General features: G+C 66.9%; 21 protein-coding genes and 1 pseudogene. 13 read left to right on the top strand and 9 right to left on the bottom strand.

Annotation, left to right across the window (positions count from 1 at the left end):
• The first annotated feature begins 312 nt into the window (after window positions 1-312).
• The 4 genes from VK92_RS12910 to VK92_RS12895 all read left to right on the top strand — a co-directional run bounded on the left by VK92_RS12910 (window position 313) and on the right by VK92_RS12895 (window position 5,164).
• Complete coding sequence (locus tag VK92_RS12910) at window positions 313-1,260, top strand: aldo/keto reductase (RefSeq protein ID WP_048021247.1); 948 nt, start codon at window positions 313-315, stop codon at window positions 1,258-1,260.
• Between the two features lie 220 nt (window positions 1,261-1,480).
• Entirely contained in the window at window positions 1,481-2,269 is a 789-nt protein-coding gene (locus VK92_RS12905) for a hypothetical protein (RefSeq protein WP_048021245.1), read from the top strand.
• Window positions 2,270-2,472: 203 nt separating this feature from the next.
• Window positions 2,473-3,453 (top strand): helix-turn-helix domain-containing protein, encoded by a 981-nt coding sequence (locus tag VK92_RS12900; protein ID WP_048021243.1) that lies wholly within the window; start codon window positions 2,473-2,475, stop codon window positions 3,451-3,453.
• 145 nt (window positions 3,454-3,598) lie between these two features.
• Window positions 3,599-5,164, top strand: coding sequence for a GMC family oxidoreductase (locus tag VK92_RS12895; RefSeq protein ID WP_048021242.1), 1,566 nt, complete (start codon window positions 3,599-3,601; stop codon window positions 5,162-5,164).
• Window positions 5,165-5,261: 97 nt separating this feature from the next.
• On the opposite strand, the gene VK92_RS12890 is transcribed toward VK92_RS12895, so the two are convergent.
• Window positions 5,262-6,242: a helix-turn-helix domain-containing protein gene (locus VK92_RS12890; protein WP_021157569.1), complete on the bottom strand. Its 981-nt coding sequence runs from the start codon at window positions 6,240-6,242 to the stop codon at window positions 5,262-5,264.
• A gap of 184 nt (window positions 6,243-6,426) precedes the next feature.
• Here VK92_RS12890 and VK92_RS12885 point away from each other — a divergent pair, with 184 nt between their 5' ends.
• From VK92_RS12885 to VK92_RS12860, 6 genes are all read left to right on the top strand, one after another.
• Complete coding sequence (locus tag VK92_RS12885) at window positions 6,427-6,960, top strand: 2,4'-dihydroxyacetophenone dioxygenase family protein (RefSeq protein ID WP_021157568.1); 534 nt, start codon at window positions 6,427-6,429, stop codon at window positions 6,958-6,960.
• 18 nt (window positions 6,961-6,978) lie between these two features.
• The gene (locus VK92_RS12880) at window positions 6,979-8,283 is read left to right on the top strand and encodes an MFS transporter (protein WP_048021239.1); all 1,305 of its coding nucleotides are present in this window, start codon (window positions 6,979-6,981) and stop codon (window positions 8,281-8,283) included.
• A 1-nt stretch (window position 8,284) separates the two neighbouring features.
• Window positions 8,285-9,406, top strand: a complete 1,122-nt coding sequence (locus VK92_RS12875) for a 2,3-butanediol dehydrogenase (protein ID WP_048021237.1) — start codon at window positions 8,285-8,287, stop codon at window positions 9,404-9,406.
• Window positions 9,384-10,106, top strand: a complete 723-nt coding sequence (locus VK92_RS12870; RefSeq protein WP_048021235.1) for an SDR family NAD(P)-dependent oxidoreductase — start codon at window positions 9,384-9,386, stop codon at window positions 10,104-10,106. Before VK92_RS12875 ends, VK92_RS12870 begins: the two co-directional genes overlap by 23 nt.
• Window positions 10,107-10,292: 186 nt before the next feature.
• Window positions 10,293-11,384, top strand: coding sequence for a porin (locus VK92_RS12865; protein ID WP_048021234.1), 1,092 nt, complete (start codon window positions 10,293-10,295; stop codon window positions 11,382-11,384).
• Between the two features lie 386 nt (window positions 11,385-11,770).
• Window positions 11,771-12,310, top strand: a complete 540-nt coding sequence (locus VK92_RS12860) for a cytochrome b (RefSeq protein ID WP_021157562.1) — start codon at window positions 11,771-11,773, stop codon at window positions 12,308-12,310.
• 49 nt (window positions 12,311-12,359) lie between these two features.
• Here the strand turns inward: VK92_RS12860 and ansP are convergent, their stop codons facing one another.
• The 3 genes and pseudogenes from ansP to VK92_RS12840 all read right to left on the bottom strand — a co-directional run bounded on the left by ansP (window position 12,360) and on the right by VK92_RS12840 (window position 18,137).
• Window positions 12,360-13,850, bottom strand: coding sequence for an L-asparagine permease (gene ansP, locus VK92_RS12855; RefSeq protein ID WP_048021232.1), 1,491 nt, complete (start codon window positions 13,848-13,850; stop codon window positions 12,360-12,362).
• A gap of 436 nt (window positions 13,851-14,286) precedes the next feature.
• Window positions 14,287-17,139, bottom strand: a pseudogene (locus VK92_RS12845) (TOMM system kinase/cyclase fusion protein); the annotation flags it as partial.
• Window positions 17,136-18,137 (bottom strand): FHA domain-containing protein, encoded by a 1,002-nt coding sequence (locus tag VK92_RS12840; protein WP_048021229.1) that lies wholly within the window; start codon window positions 18,135-18,137, stop codon window positions 17,136-17,138. The pseudogene VK92_RS12845 and the gene VK92_RS12840, both read right to left, overlap by 4 nt.
• 1,079 nt (window positions 18,138-19,216) lie before the next feature.
• Here VK92_RS12840 and VK92_RS12835 point away from each other — a divergent pair.
• Together VK92_RS12835 and VK92_RS12830 are read left to right on the top strand one after the other, a co-directional pair.
• Window positions 19,217-20,728 (top strand): DNA-3-methyladenine glycosylase 2 family protein, encoded by a 1,512-nt coding sequence (locus VK92_RS12835; protein WP_048021227.1) that lies wholly within the window; start codon window positions 19,217-19,219, stop codon window positions 20,726-20,728.
• Window positions 20,729-20,795: 67 nt separating this feature from the next.
• The gene (locus tag VK92_RS12830; protein WP_081058644.1) at window positions 20,796-21,446 is read left to right on the top strand and encodes an alpha-ketoglutarate-dependent dioxygenase AlkB; all 651 of its coding nucleotides are present in this window, start codon (window positions 20,796-20,798) and stop codon (window positions 21,444-21,446) included.
• A 156-nt stretch (window positions 21,447-21,602) separates the two neighbouring features.
• On the opposite strand, the gene VK92_RS12825 is transcribed toward VK92_RS12830, so the two are convergent.
• Entirely contained in the window at window positions 21,603-22,001 is a 399-nt protein-coding gene (locus VK92_RS12825) for a nuclear transport factor 2 family protein (protein WP_185735629.1), read from the bottom strand.
• 82 nt (window positions 22,002-22,083) lie between these two features.
• On the opposite strand from VK92_RS12825, the gene VK92_RS12820 reads away from it, so the two are divergent.
• Window positions 22,084-23,025 (top strand): LysR substrate-binding domain-containing protein, encoded by a 942-nt coding sequence (locus VK92_RS12820; protein ID WP_048021224.1) that lies wholly within the window; start codon window positions 22,084-22,086, stop codon window positions 23,023-23,025.
• Window positions 23,026-23,054: 29 nt separating this feature from the next.
• Here VK92_RS12820 and VK92_RS12815 read toward each other — a convergent pair whose 3' ends face one another.
• The 4 genes from VK92_RS12815 to VK92_RS12800 form a co-directional block, all read right to left on the bottom strand.
• Window positions 23,055-23,492, bottom strand: coding sequence for an Lrp/AsnC family transcriptional regulator (locus VK92_RS12815; RefSeq protein ID WP_048021222.1), 438 nt, complete (start codon window positions 23,490-23,492; stop codon window positions 23,055-23,057).
• The gene (locus tag VK92_RS12810; protein WP_048021220.1) at window positions 23,489-24,418 is read right to left on the bottom strand and encodes a homocysteine S-methyltransferase family protein; all 930 of its coding nucleotides are present in this window, start codon (window positions 24,416-24,418) and stop codon (window positions 23,489-23,491) included. The genes VK92_RS12815 and VK92_RS12810 overlap by 4 nt, the downstream gene beginning before the upstream one ends.
• Window positions 24,419-24,522: 104 nt before the next feature.
• Window positions 24,523-25,692: a trans-sulfuration enzyme family protein gene (locus VK92_RS12805; RefSeq protein WP_048021219.1), complete on the bottom strand. Its 1,170-nt coding sequence runs from the start codon at window positions 25,690-25,692 to the stop codon at window positions 24,523-24,525.
• A gap of 43 nt (window positions 25,693-25,735) precedes the next feature.
• Window positions 25,736-26,431 carry an ABC transporter permease gene (locus VK92_RS12800; protein WP_021157540.1) on the bottom strand — a complete coding sequence of 232 codons (696 nt, stop codon included), beginning with the start codon at window positions 26,429-26,431 and terminating at the stop codon, window positions 25,736-25,738.
• Window positions 26,432-26,433 lie beyond the last annotated feature (2 nt).

The raw sequence follows: 26,433 nt of genomic DNA, 5'->3' as shown, positions 1-26,433 counted from the left end.
TGCCTCCCTATTTTTGGGATGAAAGGATATCGTAGAGCGCGACCAGCGACAACGCTGACACGACCCGGTAATTTCTTCGCCTCCCGCGAGAATTCGGTAACAAATACAATGTCTTGCGGCGTGCCGGGCGACGCTCGAACGGACAGCGCATCCATGATGATGCCGCTTGATCCGGCATCCCGACACACGGCCTCCGAACACGTCGGTTTGCGTGCTGCAGGAGGAACCTCGTGCTGCGCTTCGCCGTCTCAACGCGACCGGCTTCATCTCCCGCAGTCCAATCCCCTGATCCCGCACCACCCGGAGAGAAACATGGCACACCGCCCCCTCGGCACATCGAACATCCAGGTTTCGCCGCTCGCGTTCGGCGGCAACGTCTTCGGCTGGACCGTCGACGAGAACACGTCGTTTGCGCTGCTCGACGCGCTCGCCGACACCGGCATCAACTTCATCGACACGGCCGACGTCTATTCGGCCTGGGTTCCCGGCAACCACGGCGGCGAATCGGAAACGATCATCGGCAAGTGGCTGAAGCGCTCGGGCAAGCGCGAGCAGGTCGTGATCGCGACCAAGGTCGGCCTGCTCGACGCGCGCGCGGGGCTGTCGAAAGACAACATCCTGAAGGCCGTCGACGATTCGCTGCGCCGCCTGCAGACCGACTACATCGACCTGTATTTCTCGCACCGCGATCTCGCCGACACGGCCCCGCTCGAAGAAACGCTCGGCGCGTATCAAACGCTGATCGATGCGGGCAAGGTGCGCATCATCGGCGCGTCGAACTACAGCGGCGCACGCCTGCGCGAAGCCGCCGCGATCAGCGCGCGCGACGGGCTGCCCGCGTACCAGGTCATCCAGCCCGAATACAACCTGCTCGACCGCGCCGACTACGAACGCGATCTCGAGCCGGTCGTGCGCGACCTGAAACTCGGCGTCGTCAACTACTACGCGCTCGCGAGCGGATTCCTGTCGGGCAAGTACCGCAGCGAGGCCGACCTGAAGAAGAGCGTGCGCGGCGACCGCGTCGCCGGCTACCTGAATGAACGCGGGCTGCGCATCCTCGCGGCACTCGATGCGGTGGCGGCGAAACACGGCACGCAGCCGGCCGCGATCGCGCTCGCCTGGCAGATCGCGCGGCCGACGATCACCGCACCGATCGCGAGCGCGACGTCGCTCGCGCAGCTGGAATCGCTCGGCGACGCGATCCGCGTCACGCTCGATCAGGACGACATCCGCCGGATCGACGAGGCCAGCGCGGCCTGAAGTCATCGGCAGCGGGCCGGCCGACCGGATCGCGCGGCCTGCGCGGTTCCGCGACCGGCCCGTGTCGTGTGCGCGCCCCTGTCACCGCATGCGCGGTGGCGGGGCATTCGGGTGGGGCGGATGGATACAATGGCGGCGCACGGGCGGCCCGCCGCACGGCTCGACACGGCCGGACCGATATCCGTGACGCCCGGCCCCACACCTCGCACAAAAAACGCCCATGCCCCGGAACACCCGCCGCGCCCGCTACGCCTCCCCGTTCGCCGCCATGCTCGCCGTGCCGTTCGCCTGCGCGCCGGCCGCGTCTTACGCGGGCTGGTACGAAATCGCGAACTACACCGGCACGATCGGCAACGCGCCGGTACACGTGTCGCTGCAGACTTACGACGCGATCAACCACAACGACGCGGGCCGCTGGCGCGTCGACGGCAGCTACTACTACGACGCGCATCGCAAGCCGATCCCGTTGCAGGGCCGCCGTGAGCCCGATGGCCGCATGACGCTGTGCGAAGCATCGCTGCCCGCATCGAACGCCGACTCGCCGGTCGCACCGGCCGCCTCGCCGTCACGGCCGAAGCCCTGCCCGATCGCGCTGAACGTCACCGGGAAAACGGCAACCGGCACGTGGGACGACGGCCGCAAGACGCTGCCGATCACGCTGGACGAAGTCGGCCGGCTGAACGACACCGACGACCAGCACCCGCAGCTGGACGGCAATGTCGATATCCCGATGTGGTATCGCACGAAGACGCACATGCTGATCGGCGTCTACGCGCTGTCCGACAAGTGCGGCGTTGCGATGCAGTCGCTGCGGGCCGTGAACAGCGCGACGGGCCGCGTCGACCGCACGATCGCGCTCGACTGCGACGCGGGGATGGTGATGACGTCGATCTACGCGAACGTCACCGACGCGCGGCGGGCCGGCCACGTGAGCGTCGAGTACCGAGGCGGCAAGATGGGCTACGAGCAGGACGTGTCGCTCGGGCTGCCGTCGTCTTCGTCGAAGTAAGCCGGCCACGCTTAGCCCAAAGCCGCATCCGTGTCTTGACTCGCACGGCCGCTTTCGTTGATCCGAACGGACATCGATCGCGCAATCGCCCGCCATGCCCCGCTGCAAGCGCGTCACGCACATGCCCCGGGTCTTTCACGGATTGACCACGCGCTCCGGCGTGCCCGAGACTGCGCCGCTCAGGCGGTCATCGGGAGAACGTCATGCCGGACACCAGCACGGAGATCGCCACGATCTCGACGCGCGCCGTGCGCGGCCACGAACGCGTCGACTACTGGGTCGACCATGTCGCTCGCACGCTCGTGCGGATCGAATGCAGCGGCAAGTCGTCCGAAGGGATCGATGCGTCGCTGCGCAAGCGCGATCTCGGGCTGTTCCGCGCGTGCGACATCGTCGCGAACCGGCACGCAGTCGTGCGCACGCCGCACAACATCCACGCGGACCAGCGCGATGCCGTGTTCATCTGCCTGATGCACGCAGGGCAAGGCTACACGTTCCAGGACGTCGACTGCATGCAGCACGGGCCCGGCGACCTCGTGCTCTACGACACGTCGATGCCGTACGGCCACGGTTTTCCCGCCGACATGGCGATGACCGTGCTCGACGTGCCGCGCGACGTGTTCGAGGCGCGCGTCGGCCCGTGGCGCTACCGCAGCCTCGTCAAGATCGACCGTGACGACGGCGTCGCATCGTGGGCCGTGCGGCAGGTGTATGCGCTGCTCGCCGCGCCGCAGGAGCCGACGCCCGGTGCGCGCGAACGGCGCGCCGCCGCGATCCTCGATCTCGTGCAGTCGATGCTGCGGCTGCGCGACGGCGACGCGTCGCCGACCAGGTCGACCGTCCACACGCTGTCGCGCGCAAAAGCGTTCATCGACAGCCATCTCGCCGACGACGATCTCGACAGCCGGTCGGTGAGCCGCGCGATCAACCTGTCGCCACGCCAGCTCTCGCGCGTCTTCGAGCTCGAAGGAACGCCGCTCACGCGCTACATCCTTGCGCGGCGGCTCGAACGCTGCCGCGCCGACTTGCGCGACCGGTCGCTGAAGCACCTGACGGTCAGCGAAATCGCGTTCCGCTGGGGCTTCAACAACAGCGCGCACTTCAGCCGCAGCTATCGCGCGCGCTTCGGCGAGACGCCGAGCGAGTCGCGCGCGTCGGCGCCGGCACCGGCCGACGCGCGCTAGCCCGCCACCGTCCACCCGCCGCCGTGTCCCGGCGAGGCAAACACCCCGTCCGTCCCGGTCAAACGGGGCCGCATGGCGGTCGCTAAGCTGGCTTCCTGCGCGGCGGCACTCGTTTCGCCGCCCGACAGCAAGGAGAAGAAGCGGGATGGAGACGTACGACCATATCGTCGTCGGCGGCGGCTCGGCCGGCTGCACGGTCGCGCACCGGCTGGTGAAGGCCGGCAGGCGCGTGCTGCTGCTCGAGGACGGCCCGAAAGACGACAGCCTGTTCATCCGGATACCGGCGACGTTCATCCGCGTACTCGGCACGCGCCGCACGGTCACGTTCGAGAGCGAGCCGCAAGCCGGTGCGGCGGGACGCAGGACCTACGTGCCGCAGGGCCGCACGCTCGGGGGCGGCAGTTCGGTCAACGCGATGCTGTACGTGCGCGGCACGCGCGACGACTACGACGACTGGGCCGCGCTCGGCTGCACGGGCTGGGGCTGGAACGACGTGCTGCCCGTGTTCAGGCGCGCCGAATCGCACCTGCGGCTCTCCGAGCCGTTTCACGGCACCGACGGGCCGCTGAAGGTCGGCGACACGCGCTTCAGGCATCCGCTGAGCCTCGCGTTCGTGAAAGCCGCTCAGGAAACCGGCATCGCCTACAACGACGATTTCAACGGCGCCGCGCAACATGGCGTCGGGTTCTACCACACGACGATCTTCGACGGCCGGCGCGGCAGTACCGCGGCCACCTATCTCGCCGACGCGCTGCGGCATCCGAACCTGCGCGTGCTGACCGGCTGCCGCGTGACGCGCATCCTGTTCGACGGCCGGCGTGCGACCGGCGTCGAATGGCGGACGGCAAGCGGCGCGACGGGTTCGGCCGCCGCGCGCGCCGACATCGTGCTCGCAGCCGGTGCGCTTAGCACGCCGAAGCTGCTGATGCTGTCGGGCATCGGGCCCGGCGCGCACCTGCACGCGCACGGCATCGACGTGCGGCACGACAGCCGCGACGTCGGCGCGAATTACCAGGATCATCTCGAAGTCTCGATCTACGGCCGCAGCCACGCGCCCGTGAGCCTGCTGGGCGAGGATCGCGGGCTGAAGGCATTGCGGCACGGGCTGCAGTGGATGCTGTGCCGCACGGGCCTGCTGACGTCGAACGTCGTCGAATCCGGCGCGTTCGTCGACACGACCGGCAGCGGCCGCCCGGACATCCAGTTCCACGTGCTGCCGACGCTCGTCGGCGACGTCGATCGCGAGCCGTTGCCCGGCCACGGCCTGTCGATCAACCCGTGCCTGCTCAGGCCGCGCTCGCGCGGCTCGGTGCAACTGCGCGGCAACGATCCGGCCGCGCCGATCCTGTTCGACAGCGGCGCGCTGTCCGACCCGGCCGATGTCGACGGTCTCGTGCGCGGCGTCGCGCTCGCGCGGCGGATCATCCGCGCGCCGTCGCTCGCGCGCATCGTGCGCGAAGCCGAGACGCTGACCGAGTCGGCACTCGCCGACTACGTGCGGCGTCGCGCGAAAACCGTCTATCACCCGGCCGGCACCTGCCGCATGGGCAACGACGAACACGCGGTCGTGACGCCGCGCCTGTCGGTGCAGGGTGTCGACGGCTTGCGGATCTGCGATGCGTCGGTGATGCCGCGGATCGTGTCCGGCAACACGAACGCGCCGACGATCATGATCGCGGAGCGCTGCGCCGAATTCATGCTGGCGGAATGACGCGGCGCGGCGCATCTGCGCCGTCGTTCACTGCACGAAAAAAAACGGCGCGTGGGACACGCGCCGCCGCTCCATCGATCCGCATCGACCGCCGGTATCAGCGGCCGGCCGCGTGCGCCGCATCGCGCAACGCCATCGGCGACGCGCCGTAGCGCTCGCGAATCGCCCGGCTGAAGTGCGCCTGGCTCGAGAAACCCCAGCGAAACGCGATCTCGCCGATGCTCGTCTTGCGCAGCCGCGCATCGGTCAGCTCGCGATGCGCGTGCGCCAGCCGCTCCGACCAGATGTGCTGCGTGATCGACTCGCCTTCGGCCGCAAACAGCCGGCTCAGATGGCGCAGCGACAGCCCGACCGCGTCGGCAACCGCCTGCGGCCCGAGCTCCGGGTCGCCCAGGTGCGTCGCGACGTACTGCTTCGCGGTCAGCAGGTACGACAACGACGCACGCGACGCGCCCGCGCCGTTCACTTCCGCGTCGACGAGTTCCGCGATCAGCGTGCGCGTGTGCTCGGCGAATCGCGCGGCATCGCGCTCGACCGGGTCCTTCATGAACCGCTCGACGCTCGCGCGCAACGTTGCGCCGAGCATCGCGCCCGCGCCCGGCTTCGGCGCGATCCGCAGCGGCAGCGCCGCCAGTTCCGCATCGAGCCGGTCGTCGAGCGTCGTGACCGGGATATCGATCAGCAACTGCCGCATCGGTGTCAGGAATCCGAACAGATAGGGCACACGCGTGTCGTAGACGACGACATCGCCGGCTTCCGCGAGCAGGCACCGGTCGTGCTGGATGAAATACGCACGCCCGCTCAGGATCTGGCACGCGAACAACGACTCCTTCGGCAACTGGCGCACCAGCGCGGGGCTGCGTTCGATCACGTGATCCTGGCCGCTGATGTCGGCGATGCCGAGGCCCGGCAGCGCGATGTCGGTCTTCTCGACCTCGAGCCCTGCCGGCGACAGCGACGAGCAGCGCAGGCCGACCAGCGTCTCTGCATTGAACGCGTCCCAGTACGCCATCCGGTCGCGCACCGGCACGTCGGCCGTCGAGCCTCGCGTGCGTGAAAAAACGGTCGAATTCGTCACGTCGCCTCCTGCTGGCGCCCGTCGTGCGGAGCGCCATGCATTGCGAAATTGGGGGATGGATCGTTTAAACGTCGTGCGGTGCGATGTCCGGCCCGATCAAGCAATTCGTCCAGCCCAGTCAAGAGCGGCGCGCACCTGCTGGCTAAAGTCGAGCCCACGACACTCATACACAAGGAGACGAACCGTGGTCGACCAAGCCGTAGCCGAATTCTGGCAAAACATCCCGCCGATTGCCAATCCGTTCAAGCCCGATGCGCTTCCGGAAGCCTACATCGCGAACGCGGCCACCGACGACGAGCGTTATTACGTTCCGTTCACCGAAACGGTTTCGTCGCGGCCGCTGTGGATCTCGCCGTCGCAGAACAAATGGTGCGACATCCTGATGGCGAAGGAAGCCGGGCTCGTGAACCGGCACTATCACCCGCACGAGGTGTTCGCTTACACGCTGTCGGGCAAGTGGGGTTACCTGGAGCACGAATGGACCGCGACGCGCGGCGATTTCGTATACGAGACGCCGGGCGAGGGCCACACGCTCGTCGCATTCGATCACCCCGAGCCGATGCGCGCGTTCTTCATCGTCAAGGGGCCGCTGATCTGGCTCGACGACGAAGGCCAACCCGACGGCTACTTCGACGTGCACTCGTACATCGCGATGTGCAAGGCGCACTACGAGAAGGTCGGCCTCGGCGCGCAAGCGATCGAGAAGCTGTTCCGCTGACGCGCGGCGAGGCTCACCATGACATCCCCCTCCTCCTCCAGGCCCGCCTGGACGTACGAGAACAGGCTGCTGCTGATCCTGTTCATGACGTTCGGTTTCGTGTTCTTCGACCGCCTCGCGCTGTCGTTCCTGTTCCCGTTCATGTCCGCCGAGCTGCACCTGACGAATGCGCAGCTCGGCATGGTGTCGTCCGCGCTCGCGCTCACGTGGGCGCTGTCGGGCGCCGCGACCGGCGCGTGGTCCGACGCGCGCGGCACCCGCAAGCCGCTGCTGATCGCCGCCGTGATCGGCTTTTCCGTGTGCTCGGCGCTGTCGGGGCTCGTCGGCGGTTTCGCGAGCCTGATCGCGTTCCGTGCGCTGATGGGCATCGCCGAAGGCCCGGTGCTGCCGCTCTCGCAGTCGCTGATGGTCGAGAGTTCGACGCCGGGCCGCCGCGGGCTGAACATGGGCCTGCTGCAAGGCTCAGCCGCCGGCCTGCTCGGCGCGATGATCGGCCCGCCGGTCGTGATCGGCATCGCGACCGCGCACGGCTGGCGCCACGCGTTCTTCGTATCGTGCATTCCCGGCTTCCTGATCGCGTTCTGCATCTGGCGCTGGGTGCGCGAGGCGCCGCCCGGCGGCGCACGGCATGCGCAGGCCGACACCGTCGGCGCACCGGCCGCGGGCGGCGCGGCGATCAGCCGCTGGGCGCTGCTGAAGGAACGCAACATCCTGCTTTGCGTGCTGATCAGCTGCTTCTTCCTCACGTGGTTCGTCGTGATCATCTCGTTCGCGCCGGTGTTCCTCGTCGACAGCCGCCACCTGTCCCCAGCCGACATGGGCGTCGTGATGACCTGCCTCGGCGCCGCGTGGGTGTTCTGGGGTTTCGCGGTGCCCGCGATCTCCGACCGGATCGGCCGCAAGCCGACGATGATCGTGTTCGCGCTGATCGCCGCCGCGTGCCCCGTCGCGATGATTCACGCGAATTCGCTGTGGGCGCTCTGCACGCTCGTGCTCGCGACCTACACGGGCCTCGGCTGTTTCACGCTGTTCATGGCGACGATCCCGGCGGAAACGGTGCCGCCGCGGGCGATCGCCAGCGCGCTCGGGCTGATCATGGGCGCCGGCGAGCTGATCGGCGGCTTCGTCGCGCCGACCGTCGCCGGCTTCGCCGCGGACAAGTACGGCCTGCAGTTCGCGATGTGGACTTCGGCCACCGGCGCGATCCTCGCGTGCGTGCTGTCGTTCGGCCTCGTCGAAACCGCGCCCGCCGTGCTGCGCAAGCGCGCGCTCGCCGGCACGGCCGCGAACCGTCTCGATACACAGAACCTCGGAGGACGCTGACATGCGTGCACTTCAATGGCATGGCCCGCGCGACGTCCGTCTCGTGGAAATCGATACGCCGCGCGCCGGGCCGGGCGAGGTGCGCATCGCGGTCGCGTATTGCGGCATCTGCGGCAGCGACCTGCACGAATACGCGGACGGCCCGCACGCGATTCCGGTCGACACGCCGCATCCGCTGTCGCGCCGTACCGCGCCGCTGACGCTCGGCCACGAATTCTGCGGCACCGTCGTCGAAGTCGGCGAAGGCGTGACGGCGCTGAATCCGGGCGATTGTGTCGCCGTCGAGCCCGAATATCGCTGCCACCAGTGCGCGTACTGCCGCTCGGGGTCGTACAACCTGTGCGTGTCGATGGGCTTTGCCGGGCTGATGGGCGACGGCGGGATGGCCGACTTCGCGGTCGTGCCCGCCTACATGCTGCACCGGCTGCCCGACGGCGTGAGTCTCGAGCAGGCCGCCGTGATGGAACCCGCGGCCGTCGCGCTGCACGCGCTGCGCCGCGCCGAGCTCCGGCTCGGCGACACGTGCGCGGTATTCGGGCTCGGGCCGATCGGCCTGCTGCTGATCCAGCTCGCGAAGCTGCAGGGTGCGACGACCCTCGTCGCGGTCGACGTGTCGACCGAGCGCCTCGCGGCCGCCGCGCGTTTCGGCGCGACGCACACGTTCAATGCGCGCACGCTCGACGCGTCCGTGCTGCGCGACGCGATCCACGAGGCATCGGGCGGACTCGGCGTCGACGCGAGCTTCGAGGCGGCCGGCTTGCCGGCCACGTTCGAGGCGGCGATGCAGGCGCTGCGCAAGGGCGGGCGCGTCGTGATGGTCGGCCTGATGCCGCAGGCGGGCTTCGACGCGTTCCGCGCGGTCAACGACGAGCTGACCTTCACGGCGAGCGTCGGCTACCGGCATGCGTACGAGGACCTGCTGCGCATCGTCGCGTCGGGTGCGCTCGATCTCACGTCGATCGTCACGCGCACCGTGTCGCTGGAGGACGCCGTCACCGACGGCTTCGACGCGCTGCTCGCCGATCGTACGCAGATCAAGATCCTGGTTTCCCCCGCGCAGCGGCATGCGCGCGCCACCCACGCCGTCGAGAGTGTCCAACATGAGTCGCCAGTGGTTATTTGAGGGAAAAACCGTCGTTGTAACCGGCGGCACATCGGGCATCGGCGCAAGCACGGCGTGGCGTTTCGCGGAAGCCGGCGCATCGGTCGTTGCGCTCGGGCTCGATGCTACCGGCCCACATGCGCCGGTGCATCCGCGTGTCCGGTGCGTCGAACTCGACGTGACCGACAACGCGGCGCTGACGCACACGATCGCCGCATTGCCGCGGCTCGACGTGCTCGTCAACGGCGTCGGCATCAGCCGGCACGCCGACGAATACCGGATGGACCAGTTCGAACTCGTGCTGAACGTGAACCTGACGTCGGTGATGCGCGCCTCCGACGCTGCGTTGCCGGCGCTGTCCGTACAGGGCGGCAGCATCGTCAACGTCGCATCGATGTACACGTACTTCGGCAGCAAGGACCGCCCCGCGTACAGCGCGAGCAAGGGCGGCATCGCGCAGCTCACGCGCTCGCTCGCGCAGGCGTGGGCCGATCGCGGCATCCGCGTGAACGCGATCGCGCCCGGCTGGATCGACACGCCGCTCAGCAGCGGCCTGATGGCCGACACGCAGGCGTCGCGACGCATCCTCGAACGCACGCCGCTCGGGCGCTGGGGTACGGCCAACGAAGTCGCGGACGTGATCCTGTTCCTGTGCTCGCCCGCTGCGTCGTTCGTGACAGGTGCGGTCGTGCCGGTCGACGGCGGGTATTCGACGGTCTAGCGCGCACGTTCGACAGGCATCGGCAGGCATTGGCGGCCACGCGGTTCCAGCCGATGCCGGCCGCACACCGGCTCGCTCCGGTTGTCACCGAACCGGAAATCGCCCGGCTCGGGTTTGTTCATATCAATCAGTAGTCCAATCAAAAATATCCGGCCCGACCGGAATCATGTGAGGAGCACTTTGGAGATGACGAAAAAGACCCTTGTGGCGCTCGCGGCATGCGCCCTTCCCGCCGTGTCGTTCGCGCAGAGCAGCGTGACGATGTTCGGGCTGATGGATGCCGGCATCAGCTACGTCAGCAACGAAGGCGGCCACGGCAACGCGAAATTCGACGACAACATCTTCTTTCCGAACCTGCTCGGTTTCGAAGGCAAGGAGGATCTCGGCGCGGGCACGCGCGCGATCTTCCGGCTCGTGAACCAGTATTCGCTCGGCAACGGCTCGATCATCGGCGGCGGGCTGTTCGCTCGGCAGGCCTACGTCGGGCTGGAGAACGACCGTTACGGCAAGCTCACGCTCGGCAACCAGTACGAGTTCATGGTCGATGCGCTCGCCGCCAGCGGCAACGAGATCGCGCAGGATCTCGTCGGCCTGTACGGCTTTCGCAACGGGCCGTTCGACAGGCTCGCGTTGCCGAACAACCCCACCGGCGCGTTCGACTGGGATCGCGTCGCGGGCAGCAATCGCGTCGCGAATTCCGTCAAGTACGCGAGCCCGTCGCTGTCGGGCCTGACCTTCGGCGCGTTGTACGGCTTCGGGAACGTCGCGGGGTCGGTCGGTGCGAACAACACGGTCAGCGTCGGCGCGAGCTACGACAACGGCCCGTTCGGCGCGGGCGCGGCCTATACGAACCAGAAATACGGCGCGTCGGCGGGGCTCCCGCCGACCAGCGTGCGCAACTGGGGCGCAGGGGTGCACTACACGCTCGGCACGGTCACGGGGAAAGCGCTCGTGACGACCGTACGGAACTCGGCGAACGGCGCGGGCGCGTGGTCGGCGGAAGCCGGCGCGTCGTGGCATCCGTCGCCTGCGTGGGTGGTCGGCGCGAGCTACACCTACATGAAAGGCAACGACACACTCGACAATGCGCACGCGCACCAGTTCCTGGCGGCCGTCCAGTACTGGCTGTCGAAGCGCACGATGGTGTACGTGGCGGGCGTGCATCAGCGCGCGAACCACGGCAGCAACGCGCAGATCAACGGCGTGATGGACGCGAACGGCGCGTCGAGCGGCGCACTGCAGTCGATCGCGCGGGTCGGATTCAGTACGCGGTTCTGACACGCAAGGCGGCCGGCCGCGCGACCCGCGTGGCCGGCCCGAAGCTTTCGTTGCGGCACACGCTCGACTGCAACGACTTCGGTACGACGAGGGTCGGCTTCACGCAGAAGCCATCGCGCGCATCGCAGCCGCGCCCCCGGGCCTGTCGCCCGACCGGCTGGCAAGCGCATCGAACGCATCGACGCGCACGCGCTACCGCGCACTCGCCGCAACCGACCATACGCCGCAGAACCGGATCCGGGAATACCGGCTACAAGCGAGACACGGCGGTCGACACATGCAACGGGAATAAATCCGGGCCGGCTCCGGTATATCGGAGGTCGCCACGCCGTTCGCGCCCCGGACGGGCGGCCGGGCGAACCCCACCCGAAACAGCGAGACCGCTCATGTCACAGCCCAACCACCCCACCTACGCACGCTTCGCGATCGCCCTGCACTGGTCGATCGCGATCCTGATCCTGTCGAACCTGTCGATCGGACTCTACATGGATACGTTCCCGCACAGCTCGCCGCAGTTCAACGGCATCCTGTTCTATCACGCGTCGATCGGCAGCCTGATCTTCATGCTGACCGTGCCGCGCCTCGTGTGGCGCGCGACGCACACGCCGCCGCCGCTGCCTGGCAGCGTTCCAGCGTGGCAGGCGCGGATCGCCGGCGCACTGCACGGCGTGCTGTACCTGCTGCTGTTTCTCGTGCCGCTGACCGGCTACGTGCACCGCCTCGCCGGTGCGCATCCGGTCAGCTTCTTCGGCATCGCGGACCTGCCGATGCTTGTCGGCCGCGACGAACCGTTGCGACTCCTGACCGACGCGCTGCATCGTGCACTGGTGCTCACGCTCGGCTTGCTGCTGGCCGTGCACGTCGCGGCCGCGCTGAAACACAAGTTCGTCGATCGCGACGGTGTTGCCGCGCGAATGGGTATTTGAGCGGGCGCGCCGCAATCGAGCCGGCGCCCGCCCCTTGTCGCGCATGCCGTCAGTCGCCGTCCTTCTCGAGCACGTTCTGCGTGAGCGCGACCGATGGAATCGTCGGCTTGAGCGACGCGCGGTGCGCACGGCCGCTCAGCCACTTCCAGCCGGCCACGAGCAGCAGCGCGACGAGCGGGATCGACGCGATCGTCCACGTGCCGTTCGGATAGTCGAATGCCATCAGGACCAGCACGCCGAGCAGGAACAGCAGCGTCAGCCATGACGTCACGGGCGCACCGGGCATCCTGAACGACACGTCGTCCACCTCGCCGCGCGCGACCGCCGCGCGGAACTTCATCTGGCACACGACGATGAATGCCCACGTACTGATGATGCCGAGCGACGCGATGTTCAGCACGATCTCGAACACGCTCGACGGCACCAGGTAGTTGAGCAGCACGCCGACCACGTAGATCGCGACCGTCACGAGAATGCCCGCGTACGGCACGGATTGCCCGCTCATCTTCCCGAGGAACGCCGGGGCCGAGCCGCCCATTGCGAGCGAACGCAGCACGCGCCCGGTCGAATACAGTCCCGAGTTGAGACTCGACAGTGCCGCGGTCAACACCACCAGGTTCATCACCGAGCCGATGCCGGGCACGCCGAGCGCGCCGAAAAACGTGACGAACGGGCTCTGGCCCGCCTTGTACGCGCTCCACGGCAGCAGGCAGACCAGCAGGACGACCGACGCGACGTAGAAGATCGCGATGCGCCAGATCACGTTGTTGATCGCGCGCGGCAGCACCTTGCGCGCGTCCTTGCATTCGCCGGCGGCGGTGCCGACCAGTTCGACGCCCGCGAACGCGAACACCACGCCCTGCACCAGCACCAGCGCCGGCATCAGCCCGTGCGGGAAGAACCCGCCGTTGTCGGTGATCAGGTGCATGCCCGTGTCATGGCCTGCGACATGCCCGCCAGTGCCGAGGATCGCGCTGCCGATCACGAGAAACAGCACGATCGCGGCGACCTTGATCAACGCAAACCAGAATTCCATCTCGGCGAACCACTTCACGCCGATCAGGTTCATCGTCGCGACGATGCACAGTGCGGCGAGCGCGAAGATCCACTGCGGCACGCCCGAAAACGGCGCCCAGTAATGCATGTAGAGCGCGACCGCGGTGATGTCGACGATGCCGGTCATCGCCCAGTTCAGGAAATACATCCATCCGGCGACGAACGACGCTTTCTCGCCCAGGAATTCGCGCGCATACGACACGAAGCTGCCGCTGCTCGGGCGATGCATCACGAGCTCGCCGAGCGCGCGCAGGATCAGGAAGGAAAACACGCCGCACACCAGATAGACGATCGCGAGCGACGGCCCGGCAGCCTGCAGGCGCGCGCCCGCGCCGAGGAACAGGCCGGTACCGATTGCGCCGCCGATCGCGATCATCTGCACCTGTCGATTGCCGAGGGTCTTGTGATAGCCGGCCTCGTGGGATTCGAGCCAGTTCCGTTTACTGGTGTCGCCGGTCGGCGCGGGTTCGGGAATCGATGCCATGACTGCATCCTCATGTGCTTGCGTGATCTCGTTCGGACCGTACCGCGATCCGGGCCCGTCGGTGCCCGCAGCCGTGCGACGCGCCATCACGCCGCGCATCGAGGCCGCTGCGCGCCGGACATGGCGCGCGGCACCGTCAACCGCGAACGTATGCAGCCGTAATTCCGTTCACAAACGCTATGCAAATTTCGACTGTCCCGGCATCGAATCGCGCATGCGGCATGGATGGAAAGCATTTTGAAATACGTCAGGATTTCGAAAGACGAAAGCGGGAGCACGAGATGAAACTACGCCACGCCAGACGTCGCGCCCGGCACCCGGCGCCACTGGCGGACGACCGGTCAGGTCACGGAAACAGCCGTGCCGGATTCAACTTCGCTTCGCTGCGTGGCCGGGTGCACCACCCAGGTTCCACCGGCACCGGGTAAAGCCGTCGTGCACCAAAACGCAGCCAGAAATGAGCGACGCCAAACGCATGCGCACCGGCGCCGCGAGCGGCTCACGCAACCAGCGCGCGGCCGACGCGCGCATGATTGCCGCGCCGCAGGTCGGGCGGCATCGACGCATACACCGCATCACGAATCAACGCATGGCGGAACGAATAGACCACGCGATCGCGCCGATGTTGCGCGTACAGGATCCGTTCCTCGAGCAGCAACTGCAGGTGTGCGTCGAGCGTCGCGCGATCATGCGGCGAAGCCGCGACGAGCAGTTGCGCATCGACCTCGAGCCCGATCGTCGCGGCGAGCTGCGCGGTGTCGCGCGCGTCGTCGATCCGGTCGAACGCTCGACCGAGCATCGCGCCGAGACTGAGCGGAAGCGGGCGGGGTTCCGTCGTCAGCAGCCCGGCGAGCGTGTCGTCCGCGCCGCCCATCGTCAGCTCGCGCGCGACGGCCTCGATGAACAGCGGAATGCCCGCCGTGCGCCGGGCGAGCGGGTCGAGCCAGAGCGGATCGAGCTCGCCCGGGCCCAGGCATGCCGACATCAGGCGCTGCGCGTCGTCGCGCGGCAGGCGGCGCAACACCATGCGCTTCGTCGCGCCGCGCCAGCGCGCGAGCTTGTCGGGGCGCGACGTGAGCACGATGCCGAGCTCCACCGCGCGCGGCGAGCGCCGCAGGTACGCAAGAAAATCCTCGGTCGTGCGGTCGATCCACTGGACATCCTCGACGACGAACAACACCGGCGCGCCATTGCCGAGCGACACGATCAGCTGCTCGAGGACGTCGAACAATGCGTGTTGTTCGCGCGCACTCGACCATGTAGCCCTCGTCCCGCCGCAGGGCACCCCCAGCCAGGTCGCGAGCGCGACACGGGCCGCCGCGTGATCGCATTCGAGCGGCGCGATCATGGTGTCGATCGCCGCGAGCGCGAGACCCGCCGGGTCGTCGGCGTCGATATGCCAATGCGCGGCGATGAATCGCAGGACCGGAAACAGTGCGTGATTCTCCCGCTCGGGCAGGCACCCGCAATACGCGCACGCAGAACCCTCGCCCCGGACGGCCTCGCACAACTCGTGTACGAGGCGCGATTTGCCGAGCCCCGCGTCGCCTACGACCAGCCGCGTCACACCGCTCGGCACAGGCTCGCCGCGCATCACGCGACGATGTCGTGCGAGCGTCTCCTGCCACGCGCGCGAGAGCACGTCGAGTTCGCGCGCGCGGCCGATCATCGGTGCCCGCATGCCGGCGTCGAGCGAATCGAACGGCGTATCGGCGCGCCGCTCGCCGAGCAATTCGTGAACCGGCTGCGGCACGAGGCCCGCTCGCGCGAGCCGCAACGGGGTCGGCCGACAGTCCGCATGCCGTTCGAGCACCAGCCGCGCATCGTCGCTGATCAGAATCTGTCCGGGCCCGGCAAGCCGCAGCAGCCGCGCGGCCGCGGCAGGTGTCGATACGCCCGACATATGCGACGCATGGGCGAGAACCTGCCCGACGTGAATCGCGGCGGCCACTTCGACGCGCCAGCTCGCGCCATCGGCGTCGCCGCCGGCCACCGCGGGCACCGGCAGCCGGGCGCGCCCGGCCACCCGCACCATGTCGAGTGCCGCGCGCGCCGCGCGGCGCGCCGGCCGATCGATGTCGCCTTGCAGGCCGAAATGAAACAGCAGCGTGTCGCCGAGCCGTGCGTCGACCTGCGCGCCGTAACCGACGGCGATATCCGCACACTTCGTCTGCCATTGCGCCTCGTAGCCGTCGAGCAAGGCGTCGTGATCGACTCCGGCGTGGCGTCGCCGGCCTTCCCCGGTGATCGTCACACAACAGCACAGCGTGGTGATCTGACGGTACCCGCCCGCCGTTGCGATCGGCTCGCCGTCCGGCGCGAACGGGCGCGGATGCGTCGGTCCGCTTGCGCGGCCGGCATCGAACTGGCCGACGAGCGCCGCGAAGTTGAGCGCGCGAAACGGTTCCGCGAGTTCGTCGGCCGACGCCGCGCGCTGCTCCGGATTCTTGCTCAACGCGCGCCGCAATACCGCGCCGAGCGGATGCGACGCGATCGGCGAAGGGAACACGACATTCACCGGGCTGAGCTGCTGATAGAGAATGTCGGCCACGCTCGCACCGCGCATGACGACCTCGCCCGTCAGGCATTCGATCACGACCAGGCCCCACGCATACAGGTCGCTTCCTGGCGTCGGCGGCTCGTTGCGCAATTGCTCGGGCGCGCAATAGGACGCCGAACCAAGCACCTCGGTCGCCAGCGTCAGGGTCTGGCGCCCGATGTCTTCCGCGCCCGGCAGCAACGCACCGATGCCGAAATCGAGGAGCTTCGCGTGCGGCCCGTCATCGGCCATCGCGATCACGATGTTCTGCGGCTTCAGGTCCCGATGCACGATGCCCCGGCGATGCGCGGCCGCGAGCGCGTCGAGCACCTCCGCCATCAGCCGGCCCGTGTCGACGGCCGACAGCGGCCCCTGTGCCGCGAGCCGGTCGCGCAAGGTCCGGCCCTGCACCAGCTCGAATACGGCGAACAGCCGGCCGTCGGGCGCTTCCCCCTTGTCCAGCAATGCCACGATGTTCGGGTGCCGCAGCGCCTCGCACAGGCTCGTCTCGCGCTGGAAACGCGCACGCTGGCGCGCGCGCTCCGTCGCGGTCCGCGCGGCGTGATCCCGCATCAGCTTGATCGCGACGGCTTGTCCCGTTTCGCAGCAGGTCGCGCGAAACACCACGCCATTGCCGCCTTCGCCGAGCAACGAACCGAGCCGGTAACGCCGCTTGCCGGCCAGTTCCGCAAACGGCGCGAAGGGCGCGCGGGGCACCGCCGGTGCCGAGACCGGTTCTCTCGCGTTCATGAGCAATGGACTGCCGGGGCCGGCGCCGGACGATGCACGCCGATGCGCGGCTGAGCGGGCGGCACCGACTCGCATTCGAGATGCGCGCCGCGCATGACGCGGAACGGGAAATCGCCGAACCTGACGCTGCCGCGCCGACGCTCGACGAGCTGGCTCGCGCCCAGCCCCGGCAGGGCCGCGAACTGGCTCCGGGCGCGGTGAATCTGCACGTTGACATGGGACGTGTCGATGCCGAGCATGCGCGCCAGCCGGTCGAGTTCGATCCAGCCTTGCGTGGCGGCGTCGTAGCCGGCCTGCATGTCGGCCGAACGCGCGCGGGCTAGCGTGACGAGACTGTAGTGATGCGCGCGCTCGCCGAGATCGACCACGCCGCCGCGAACATGCAGCAGCATGCGCACATGCTCTTCGTCCCGGCTGACGAGGAATTCGAGCAGTTGCGCCGGCACGGCCGGATCGGCGGGCGCGGAGAGCCTCATCGTCGAACCATTGCGCGCGAGTGCCAGGCGCCACGTGGCATCGCCGGTCGATACTTCGTCGCCGTCATGGAGCGCGCGCGGCGGCAACGTGTCGTCGCACAGCCATTCGCCGGCCGGCGACCGGACGATCGTGACCGGCTGCGCGGCGCGTGCGGCCAGGATCTGGCGCGGCGCGAGCACGATCGGATGCGCAGCGCCTCGTATCGGCCACAGCGTATCGGCCGGATCGTCGAGCGCTTCAACGCGCCACGGCGCGATGCCGGCCCTGCCGAACCGGATCACGTCACCCGGCTGCAGTACCGCGTGATCGCCGTGGCGCAACGGCACGCCGGACAGCGACGTGCCGTTGCTGCTGTGATCGTGGAGTTCCCACAGCCCGCCCACCCAGCGGATATGGGCGTGAACACGGGACACCGACGCATCCCGGATGACCGTATCGCAACGCGCGGCGTCCCGGCCGAACACGTGATACGCGCGGAGCAGGCACGCTTCCCCGGAAGAATCGTTCATGAGTATCGCCATGGCTGCCCCGTATCGAATCCGCCCGGATCGCTCGAGTGACGCATCGACGCCCAGGCAAACGATTGCTTCAATGAACGCGAACGATGTCGCCCGTTCGCCGCCTCGTTATCCGTTTCTTCGTCAGCTTCCTTTCGGATCGTTGCTCATCCGGCACGCGTTGTTTCGACTGATTGAATGGCCGGCTGTATTGTTGTCTTGAAATCGAGCAACCTGATGAAAATCCTGCCAAATAAAATCATGCATCGCAATCGAAACGCTCAAATTATTCCTTGATATTGCAATGCTTTACATTTTCGACCGATTTTTAGGTCGCATATAAAGGGTCGTAAATTTGAATCACCCACATAGCCCCGCCAGGCTTATGCGGAGCGGAAGCAGTCACATTGAATGACGAGGCTAACTAAAATACCTTTGCCGGCGCGGATGTTTTGTTTGATTAAAAGGAAATAAATTAAATAGTTTCTTCCGCTTAAATAATTCCATCCGATGTTTTGGCGGATTGCATTAAAAGAGTTACTGCGGGGTTAAGGTGTCGCATCCGATATTTCGGCGGGTGTCGGCGGGCAAGCGGGTACCGGCACGCCGCCGCGTCACGATCGATTGCCGGCAACGGCTGGAAGCAGGCAAGACGTCGACGATTCGATCGCCGTGATCGCCCGGCCGGAAGGTCGATGGAACGCATCGGCAACAACCGCCGCTGCAAGCGGCAGGCTCGCAAAAAACGGGGCCGCTATCGCCCGTGCAACTCACGGCTTGATCATCCGGCCTGCGCGTAGCGACACTTTGTCGGGAAGAAGTCGCGCGGCAACTCCGATTCTTGCGATGGAACGGGAATGCGCCATCGTGAGGGCCGGTCCGTTTTATGAGCGCACCGCACTGCCTCACGCACGATCCAGCTTCCCGATCACCTTGAAGTCAAGCGCATACCGCGTTCCGTGAGGTTGGCGGGGCCGAACCGCGCAATCATTCCCCGCCGTCCCGGATGCTCGAGATGCCCGGTGTTCGGCGGCGCAAAGCCGACAGACCACATGTCCGAAAATGGCGCACGTCGCGGGCGCCCGGGATATACGATGTCACCCATGCCTACCCCCATCGACACCCCCGACAGCGACGCCTGCTACCTGGCGCTGAAGGCGCACGACGCGCGCTTCGACGGCTCCTTTTTCGCGGCCGTCACCAGCACCGGCATCTACTGTCGTCCGGTGTGTCGCGTGAAAACGCCACGTCGCGAGAACCTCCGCTTCTACCGTCACGCGGCAGAAGCAGAAGCGGCCGGTTTCAGGCCCTGCTTGCGTTGCCGCCCCGAATTGGCCCCGCGCGCGGCGTCCTGGAGCACGGAGGACGCTTCGCGCATCCTGGCCCTGCAGGCCGCAAGGTTGATGGATGAACCCGACGCATGGCGGCACATGACCTCCGCGCGCCCGACCTTCGGGCAGTCGAGCGGCGGCTTGATGCCGCGCATTGCGCAACGGCTGGGCGTGACCGATCGCCATCTGCGCCGCATTTTCGACGCACACTTCGGCGTGTCGCCTCTTCAGTACCTTCAAACACGCCGGCTGTTGGCAGCCAAGCAGCTGATTGCCGACACCCGATTGCCGATGAGCCAGGTCGCGGCGTCCAGCGGCTTTTCCAGCGTCCGACGCTTCAACGATGCCTTCTCGCGCCACTACGGCCTGAATCCCAGCGCCTTGCGCCGGGCCAGATCCACGTCCGATGGACAAGGCGTGACCGTACGACTCGGCTGGCGACCGCCCTATGACGTACAGGCAATGGTGGGCTTCTTGCGCCTGCGCGCGTTGCCCGGCGTGGAGCAGGTCGCGGGCCTGGAATACACGCGAACGCTGCGGCTTGTGCAAGGTGCGCAGGCGCGTAGCGGCTGGTTGCGCGCTCGCTTCGACGAAGATCGCGCGCAGGCCGTGCTGACGATCAGCGATTCATTGGCCGCCGCCCTGCCGGCGCTGATCAACCGTGTGCGCGCCGCGTTCGATCTGGACGCCGACCCGATCGCCATCCACGCGGCTCTGCACGCCGCGTTCCCGTCGGGCGAAGGCTTGCGCGTGCCGGGCACACTGGACGGCTTCGAGCTGGCGGTGCGCGCCGTACTGGGCCAGCAGGTCACCGTGGCCGCTGCACGCACACTGGGCGCGCGACTGGTTGCGGCCTTCGGCGATCCGATCGAAACGCCTGTCGCGGGTCTGGATCGTCTCTTTCCCACGCCTGCTGCCCTGGCGACCGCCATCGGCGATGAGCTCGGCCGCCTGGGCATCACGCGGCAACGCCAGACCGCGCTGCATGCGCTGGCGCATGCCGTGCTGGACGGGCGCATCGCTTTGCATCCCGGCGTAGACGTCACTGCGACTTGCGCCGAATTGTGTGCACTACCCGGCATCGGCGACTGGACGGCGCAGTACATCGCCATGCGCGCGCTGCGCTGGCCCGACGCCTTTCCCGCCGGCGACGTCGCGTTGCAAAAAGCCCTGGGTGTAGGTAGCGCCCGTGCCGCAGCACAAGCCGCCGAGAAATGGCGGCCCTGGCGCGGCTATTCGGTGCTGCGTGCGTGGCATGCGATGAATCACGGTGCTTCTGCCTGACGACGACTCATATCGACATCTTTCCCGGCCGCGTGACTCGTCACACCGGAAGCGATCAACTTGCACGATGAATTCAATCACACGGATCCCGAGCACGGTACCTGCTCAGAGCGATTTGTTCGGAAGCAGCGACGCCGAATTCTCGATAGACGAGTCCTTCGGATCGGCAAGGCGTTTCGATCTCGACGCTCATTCCTGGATCGACATCGTGCCCGGATGGATTTCGGGGGCTTCGCTGCTCTATGAGCAGTTGCGCAACAGCGTTCCGTGGCTGGAGCACGATCGGCGCATGTTCAACCAGGTGTTCCGCGAGCCGCGCATGACGGCGGTCTACAAGCATGTCGCCGACGTGCCCGACGCGCGCCTGCTGCAGGCTGTGCGCGCGCTATCGCGTCACTACGGCGTGGAATACGACGGCCTGTGGATGAACCTCTATCGCAACGGGCAAGACAGTACAGGCTGGCATCGCGACCACGGCTCGTGCCGGAAGCTCGACTGCATCGTGCCCGTCCTGACGCTCGGCACGATACGCCGGTTCCTGATCAAGCCGATCAAGGGCGGCCGCTCCATGACTTTCAAACCGTCTTCCGGCGACTTGGTGGTGATGGGAGGGCGCGCGCAGCAAGACTGGGTGCATTGTGTGCCCAAGGAACCGGAAATCGACGGCACGCGGATCAGCGTCAACTTCATGAGCTCGGCGCAGGGCGTGAGGGATTAGCACACGAAGCTGCCGAGATCTGGCGGTGTGACGCCTCTCGATACGAAGACAATCCGCACGGGTATTCATCCGGGCCGCGTGCGCGTGGAGGCCGCTTGCAGCTTGTCGGCAACCGCCCCATAAACCAGCCTTCGGTATTGCGCGACATCGATTCCGCTACGCGTACTTGTCGCCGACCGTACTACGAATCGGATGGGTGTCGTAGACGATGATCATCCGTTCGATGAGCCCCGCGATGTCGAACTCGAACACGTCGACGCACTCGAAGCGCACCGCCGAGCCGTCTTTCAGGCGCCAGTCGTAGATGAAGTAACCTGTCGCACGTCGAGCCCCGCTCGCGCTGACGCAGATATCGATCGGCGTAATCTTGCTTTCTCCCGACGCGGCAGCGACCTTCGAAAAGAAGGGCTCAGGGTGCATCCAGCCGAGAAATGGCGAGAAAATCTGCGCGTCCGGCGTAAATAGCGCGCAGATGGCACCGACATCGCCTCGCTCCAGTTCCCGAAGGTACGCGCGAACCTGTTCCGTATATAGTGATCCCGACGTTGAGTCCAAAATTATCCTCCGATCATTCGTCGACAACCCCGTTCATTCGCAAGAACAGGGCATCCGGTAGACGCACGATAGCGACGCACCGATGACCGAACAATCGAAAAATATGCAATCCGGGTATGCAGCGCATGCATATCCGCTGGCTGACCTGACGCGGCCCCTCCCACCGCTGGCAGCGATTCAGTCATTCGTCGCCGCGGCGCAGCTTGGCAGCGTCAGCAAGGCTGCGGCTCATCTATGCCGTACGCAAGGCGCGGTGAGCCGCCAGATACAGCAGCTGGAAACGCATTATCGATGCGCGCTCTTTGTGCGCCATGTATCGGGGCTGACGTTGACGGCGGAAGGAAATGGACTGCTGACGGTCGCGGTCAACGTGCTCACGCAATTGGTTCAGCACGCGGACATCCATGCACGGACGACCTCGGTTCTCACCTTGACGTTGCCGTCCACGTTCGCCATTCGCTGGTTGCTCCCGCGGCTGCCGGACATTCATCGCGCCATGAGCGGGACGGAGCTTCGTATTTCGACATCCGCGGACGATACGCCAGATTTCACTACGTCCGACGTCGATGCCATCATTGTGCGAGGCACGGGACAGTGGACCGGTATGGAAGCGCTACCGCTGTTTTCCGAGACGCTCACGCCGATGTGCGCGCCCGCATTGGCAACATCACTGCGATCCGTTGCCGACCTTGCGCATGTCGATTTGCTCCATCCCGGGCCCAGCCACGCGGAGTGGAGATGCTGGCTCGATCATGTTGGGGCGCTCCAGATCGATGCGGACCGTGGACTTGTATTCGATACCCTCGAATTGACGCTCGCAGCATCGGCGGAAGGACACGGAATTGCAATCGGCGACCCACGAATGGCACGAGACCGGCTCCGTGCCGGATCGCTGGTGACGCCGTTTGAGGACGTGGTTCAGGACGGCCTTTCCTACTTCCTCGTATATCCGTCCCAACGTGCGGCACAACCGAAAATTCGAGCCCTCGCCGACATCTTGCTGCGGCTTGCGCGAGAAGACTGACCTGCTCTTTTCCCGTCGCGCCGGTTTGGTCAACGCTTGTGGACAACCGAGTCGAGCACGAAGCTGGTCGTCATGTTCTGCACACCGTCCATCGCACTGATCTTCGCCCAGATATCGCTGACGCGCTCGTGCGTGGGCGCCTCTATCTGCACCAGCAAATCGACCTCGCCGCTGAGCACCGCGCAATCGCGCACCTCGGCGATCCGCTCGAGTGCGGCAAGCACGTCCGCACCGCGCATCCGGTCCTTGCGGTAAACCAGCATCACGGCGCGCACCGGCACGACCTCGTCGGGCAATGCGAGCCGCACCGTATAGCCTGCAATGATGTTCAGCGCTTCGAGCCGGTCGATCCGGTTCCGGACCGCCTGCCTGGACAGACCGATCCTGTCGGCCAGCACCGCGAGCGGAATCCGCGCATCGGCACACAACGCGTCGATTATCTTCTGGTCCAGGCCGTCGATCTTCATTCGCTGAACCCGGTATGCCGGGCGCCGCGTGCATCGACCGCGTCGCGTAATGCCGCGATGTGGTCGGGGCCGATTCCGCAGCATCCGCCGACGATCTGCGCGCCCAGCGCAAGCCACTGCTCCGCCCATCTTGCATAGCCGGGCGGATCGACGTCGCCGCGCAAACCGTGGAGTTCCTCGTTCGCACGCGCATCGGCGCGCTGAGGCGGAAACGCGTTCGCATAGGCACCGATCACGAGCGACGTCCCCGTTCGCGCAAGCGTGCGCTGCACCGTCTCGATCGCCGCACCCATCGCCTCCGGCTGGCTGCAATTGAACAGCAGCGCGGTCGCGCGCGCGGACACGGCGGCGTCGATCGCTTCGTCGAGCGTCTGCCCCGATCGCAATACCGGCGTGGCGCCTGCTTCGGCGTCATCGCGCAGCGTGAACGAGACCCAGAGCGGCTTCGGATTCTCACCCAGCGCTCGCCGGACCGCGCCGATCTCGTCGGTCAGGCTCTGCGTCTCGGCCAGCCACAGGTCGACGTACGGATCGAGCCCATCGACGAGCGTCGCCAAGATGGCATCGGCGCGCGCCGCGTCGAACAGGTCGGGGCGGTAGGAACCGCCCGTCGGCGGAAGCGATCCTGCAACGCGCACGGGCCGCCCTGCGCGGTCCGCCGCTTGCCGCGCGAGTTGCCCCGCAAGGGCCGCGAGTGCGACTCCGTCGCGACGGAACCGCTCGTCGCCGATATGGAACGGTACGACCGCATAGCTGTTCGCGGTGATCACGTCGGCACCCGCCGCGACGAATGCGTCGTGCGCAAGGCCGACGTAATGCGGCGCTTCCATCAGCGCGAGCGCCGACCACTCCGGCTGCCTGAACGGCGCTCCCATCCGCGCCAGTTCGCGCCCCATGCCGCCGTCGAGTACTGTGATGTCATGCATAGTCCGTGCTCCGTCGTTGCAATCCGCGCATCTCGTGCCCGAATCGATTCAAAGGTCGGCGCGACGCGCGCGAGTCGTCGATCGAGCGTGCGCGCTGGTCCGTGTCAGATCTGCTCCAATGCTTGCGCGACATCGCTTTTCAGGTCGTCGATGTGCTCGATGCCGACCGAATAGCGGATGAAATTGAGCGGAATGTCGGCAGCGCGCATTTGCTCCGCCGACATCGTGCCCGCCCACATGGATGCCGTATGGATCGCGAGCGAATCGACGCCGCCGAGATTGCCTGCATTCAGGGGCAAGCGCAGCGCCTCGACAAAGCGCTGCGCTTCGCCGTAGCCTCCTCGCACGCCGAACGCCACCACACCGCCGAAGCCGCGCATCTGCCGGCATGCGAGTGCGTGCTGCGGATGGCTGCGCAGGCCCGGATAAAACACGCGTTCGATCTTCGCGTGCGCTTCGAGGAATTCGGCGAGCGCCTGGGCGTTCGCGTTGATCCGCTCGACCCGCATCGGCAGCGTGCGCAGCCCGCGCAGCAGCAGCCACGCGTCCATCGGGGACAGCACCGAGCCGAGCGTGATGTGCGTATGCCAGATCTGCTCGGCGAGCACGCGGCTCGTACAGATCACGCCGCCGGTCAGGTCGTGATGGCCGCCCAGATACTTGGTCGCGCTGTGCACGACGATGTCGACCCCGAGCCGGTGCGGCTGCTGGTTGACCGGCGACGCGAACGTGTTGTCCGCGAGCGTCAGGATGCCGCGCGCCCTTGCGATTTCCGTCACCGCGGCGATGTCGGTCACGAGCAGCAGCGGATTGACCGGCGACTCGAGCACGATCAGCCGCGTGTTCGGGCGGATCGCACGATCGAACGCGCCCACGTCGGTCTGGTCGACGAACGTCACCTCGACGCCGAACCGGCGCAGCATGTCGTCGAGCATTTTCGTGGTGCTCATGTAATGACGCGTCTGGCCGACGACGTGATCGCCGGCCTTCACGACACTGAGGATCGCGGTCGCGATCGCGCCCATTCCGGATGCGGTGACGAGCGCGGTCTCGGTGCCTTCGAGCTCCGCCATGACCGCCTTCACGCGCTCGTGAACCGGATTGCCGTAGCGGGTGTAGTTGCGCGGATGCTGCGGCACGCTCGACATCTCCGCAAACTCCTCGCTGCCGGCTGCCTTGAACACCGCCGAATAGTGAATCGCCGGCGCGACCGACTTCTCGTCGGTCACGTCGCGGTCCGCAGCCAGCGCCAGCGTTTCAAGCTTGTATCCCATGTCGTCCTCGGATCGTTCGTTGTGTCGCGTTATGCAGCGTCCGTCACGCACGCGCGCTGCCCAGATGGCGATTCAGCAGACCTTCGACACGTTTGAGCACGGTCGAAAGCACCGCAGTGATACCGACGTACACGATGCCGGCCAGCATCAGCGCGTCGGTCGTATAGGTTTCGATGGAGATGCGGCGCGCGACACCGGTCAGGTCGAGCACGGTGATCGTGCTGGCCAGCGCGGTCGACTTCAGTTGCAGCACGATCTCGTTGCCGAGCGTCGGCGCGACGATGCCGATCGCGCGCGGCACGATCACGAACCAGGTGAGCATGAACCGGCTCATCCCGAACGCGAGCGCGGCTTCCTTCTCGCCGGCGGGGACGCCGGCAATCCCGCCCCGGATGTCTTCGGCCATGTACGCCGCGAGATTGAGCGTCAGCGCGCACAACGCACACGAGAACGATCCGCCGACCAGCAGCCACAGAGGCGACGCACGCACGACCGAGAACTGCGCAAGCCCGTAATACAGCACGAAAATCTGCACCAGCAGCGGTGTGCCGCGAAACACCGACATGAACAGGCGGCTCGGTGTCGACAGCCACGGGCGTGCCGACGTGCGCGCGACCGCCAGCGGCACCGCAAGCGCGAATGCAAGCGTGCACGACAGCACCAGCAGTTCGAGCGTGATCCATATGCCGCGCGCGATATCCGGGCCGGACTGCACGATGAGGGAAAGAAAGTCGTTCATCG

Source organism: Burkholderia sp. LK4 (assembly GCF_001043615.1).
Classification (GTDB): Bacteria; Pseudomonadota; Gammaproteobacteria; order Burkholderiales; family Burkholderiaceae; genus Burkholderia; species Burkholderia cepacia.
Note: the sequence above shows the minus strand (reverse complement) of the source record. Positions and strands in the feature narration are given on the sequence as shown.

Bases quoted from the DNA above. Each gene is read 5' to 3' on its own strand.
- VK92_RS12910 (WP_048021247.1), top strand. From the start codon at position 313: ATGGCACACCGCCCCCTCGGCACATCGAACATCCAGGTTTCGCCGCTC.
- VK92_RS12905 (WP_048021245.1), top strand. From the start codon at position 1,481: ATGCCCCGGAACACCCGCCGCGCCCGCTACGCCTCCCCGTTCGCCGCC.
- VK92_RS12900 (WP_048021243.1), top strand. From the start codon at position 2,473: ATGCCGGACACCAGCACGGAGATCGCCACGATCTCGACGCGCGCCGTG.
- VK92_RS12895 (WP_048021242.1), top strand. From the start codon at position 3,599: ATGGAGACGTACGACCATATCGTCGTCGGCGGCGGCTCGGCCGGCTGC.
- VK92_RS12880 (WP_048021239.1), top strand. From the start codon at position 6,979: ATGACATCCCCCTCCTCCTCCAGGCCCGCCTGGACGTACGAGAACAGG.
- VK92_RS12875 (WP_048021237.1), top strand. From the start codon at position 8,285: ATGCGTGCACTTCAATGGCATGGCCCGCGCGACGTCCGTCTCGTGGAA.
- VK92_RS12870 (WP_048021235.1), top strand. From the start codon at position 9,384: ATGAGTCGCCAGTGGTTATTTGAGGGAAAAACCGTCGTTGTAACCGGC.
- VK92_RS12865 (WP_048021234.1), top strand. From the start codon at position 10,293: ATGACGAAAAAGACCCTTGTGGCGCTCGCGGCATGCGCCCTTCCCGCC.
- VK92_RS12860 (WP_021157562.1), top strand. From the start codon at position 11,771: ATGTCACAGCCCAACCACCCCACCTACGCACGCTTCGCGATCGCCCTG.
- ansP (WP_048021232.1), bottom strand. From the start codon at position 13,850: ATGGCATCGATTCCCGAACCCGCGCCGACCGGCGACACCAGTAAACGG.
- VK92_RS12840 (WP_048021229.1), bottom strand. From the start codon at position 18,137: ATGGCGATACTCATGAACGATTCTTCCGGGGAAGCGTGCCTGCTCCGC.
- VK92_RS12835 (WP_048021227.1), top strand. From the start codon at position 19,217: ATGCCTACCCCCATCGACACCCCCGACAGCGACGCCTGCTACCTGGCG.
- VK92_RS12830 (WP_081058644.1), top strand. From the start codon at position 20,796: ATGAATTCAATCACACGGATCCCGAGCACGGTACCTGCTCAGAGCGAT.
- VK92_RS12820 (WP_048021224.1), top strand. From the start codon at position 22,084: ATGACCGAACAATCGAAAAATATGCAATCCGGGTATGCAGCGCATGCA.
- VK92_RS12815 (WP_048021222.1), bottom strand. From the start codon at position 23,492: ATGAAGATCGACGGCCTGGACCAGAAGATAATCGACGCGTTGTGTGCC.
- VK92_RS12810 (WP_048021220.1), bottom strand. From the start codon at position 24,418: ATGCATGACATCACAGTACTCGACGGCGGCATGGGGCGCGAACTGGCG.
- VK92_RS12805 (WP_048021219.1), bottom strand. From the start codon at position 25,692: ATGGGATACAAGCTTGAAACGCTGGCGCTGGCTGCGGACCGCGACGTG.
- VK92_RS12800 (WP_021157540.1), bottom strand. From the start codon at position 26,431: ATGAACGACTTTCTTTCCCTCATCGTGCAGTCCGGCCCGGATATCGCG.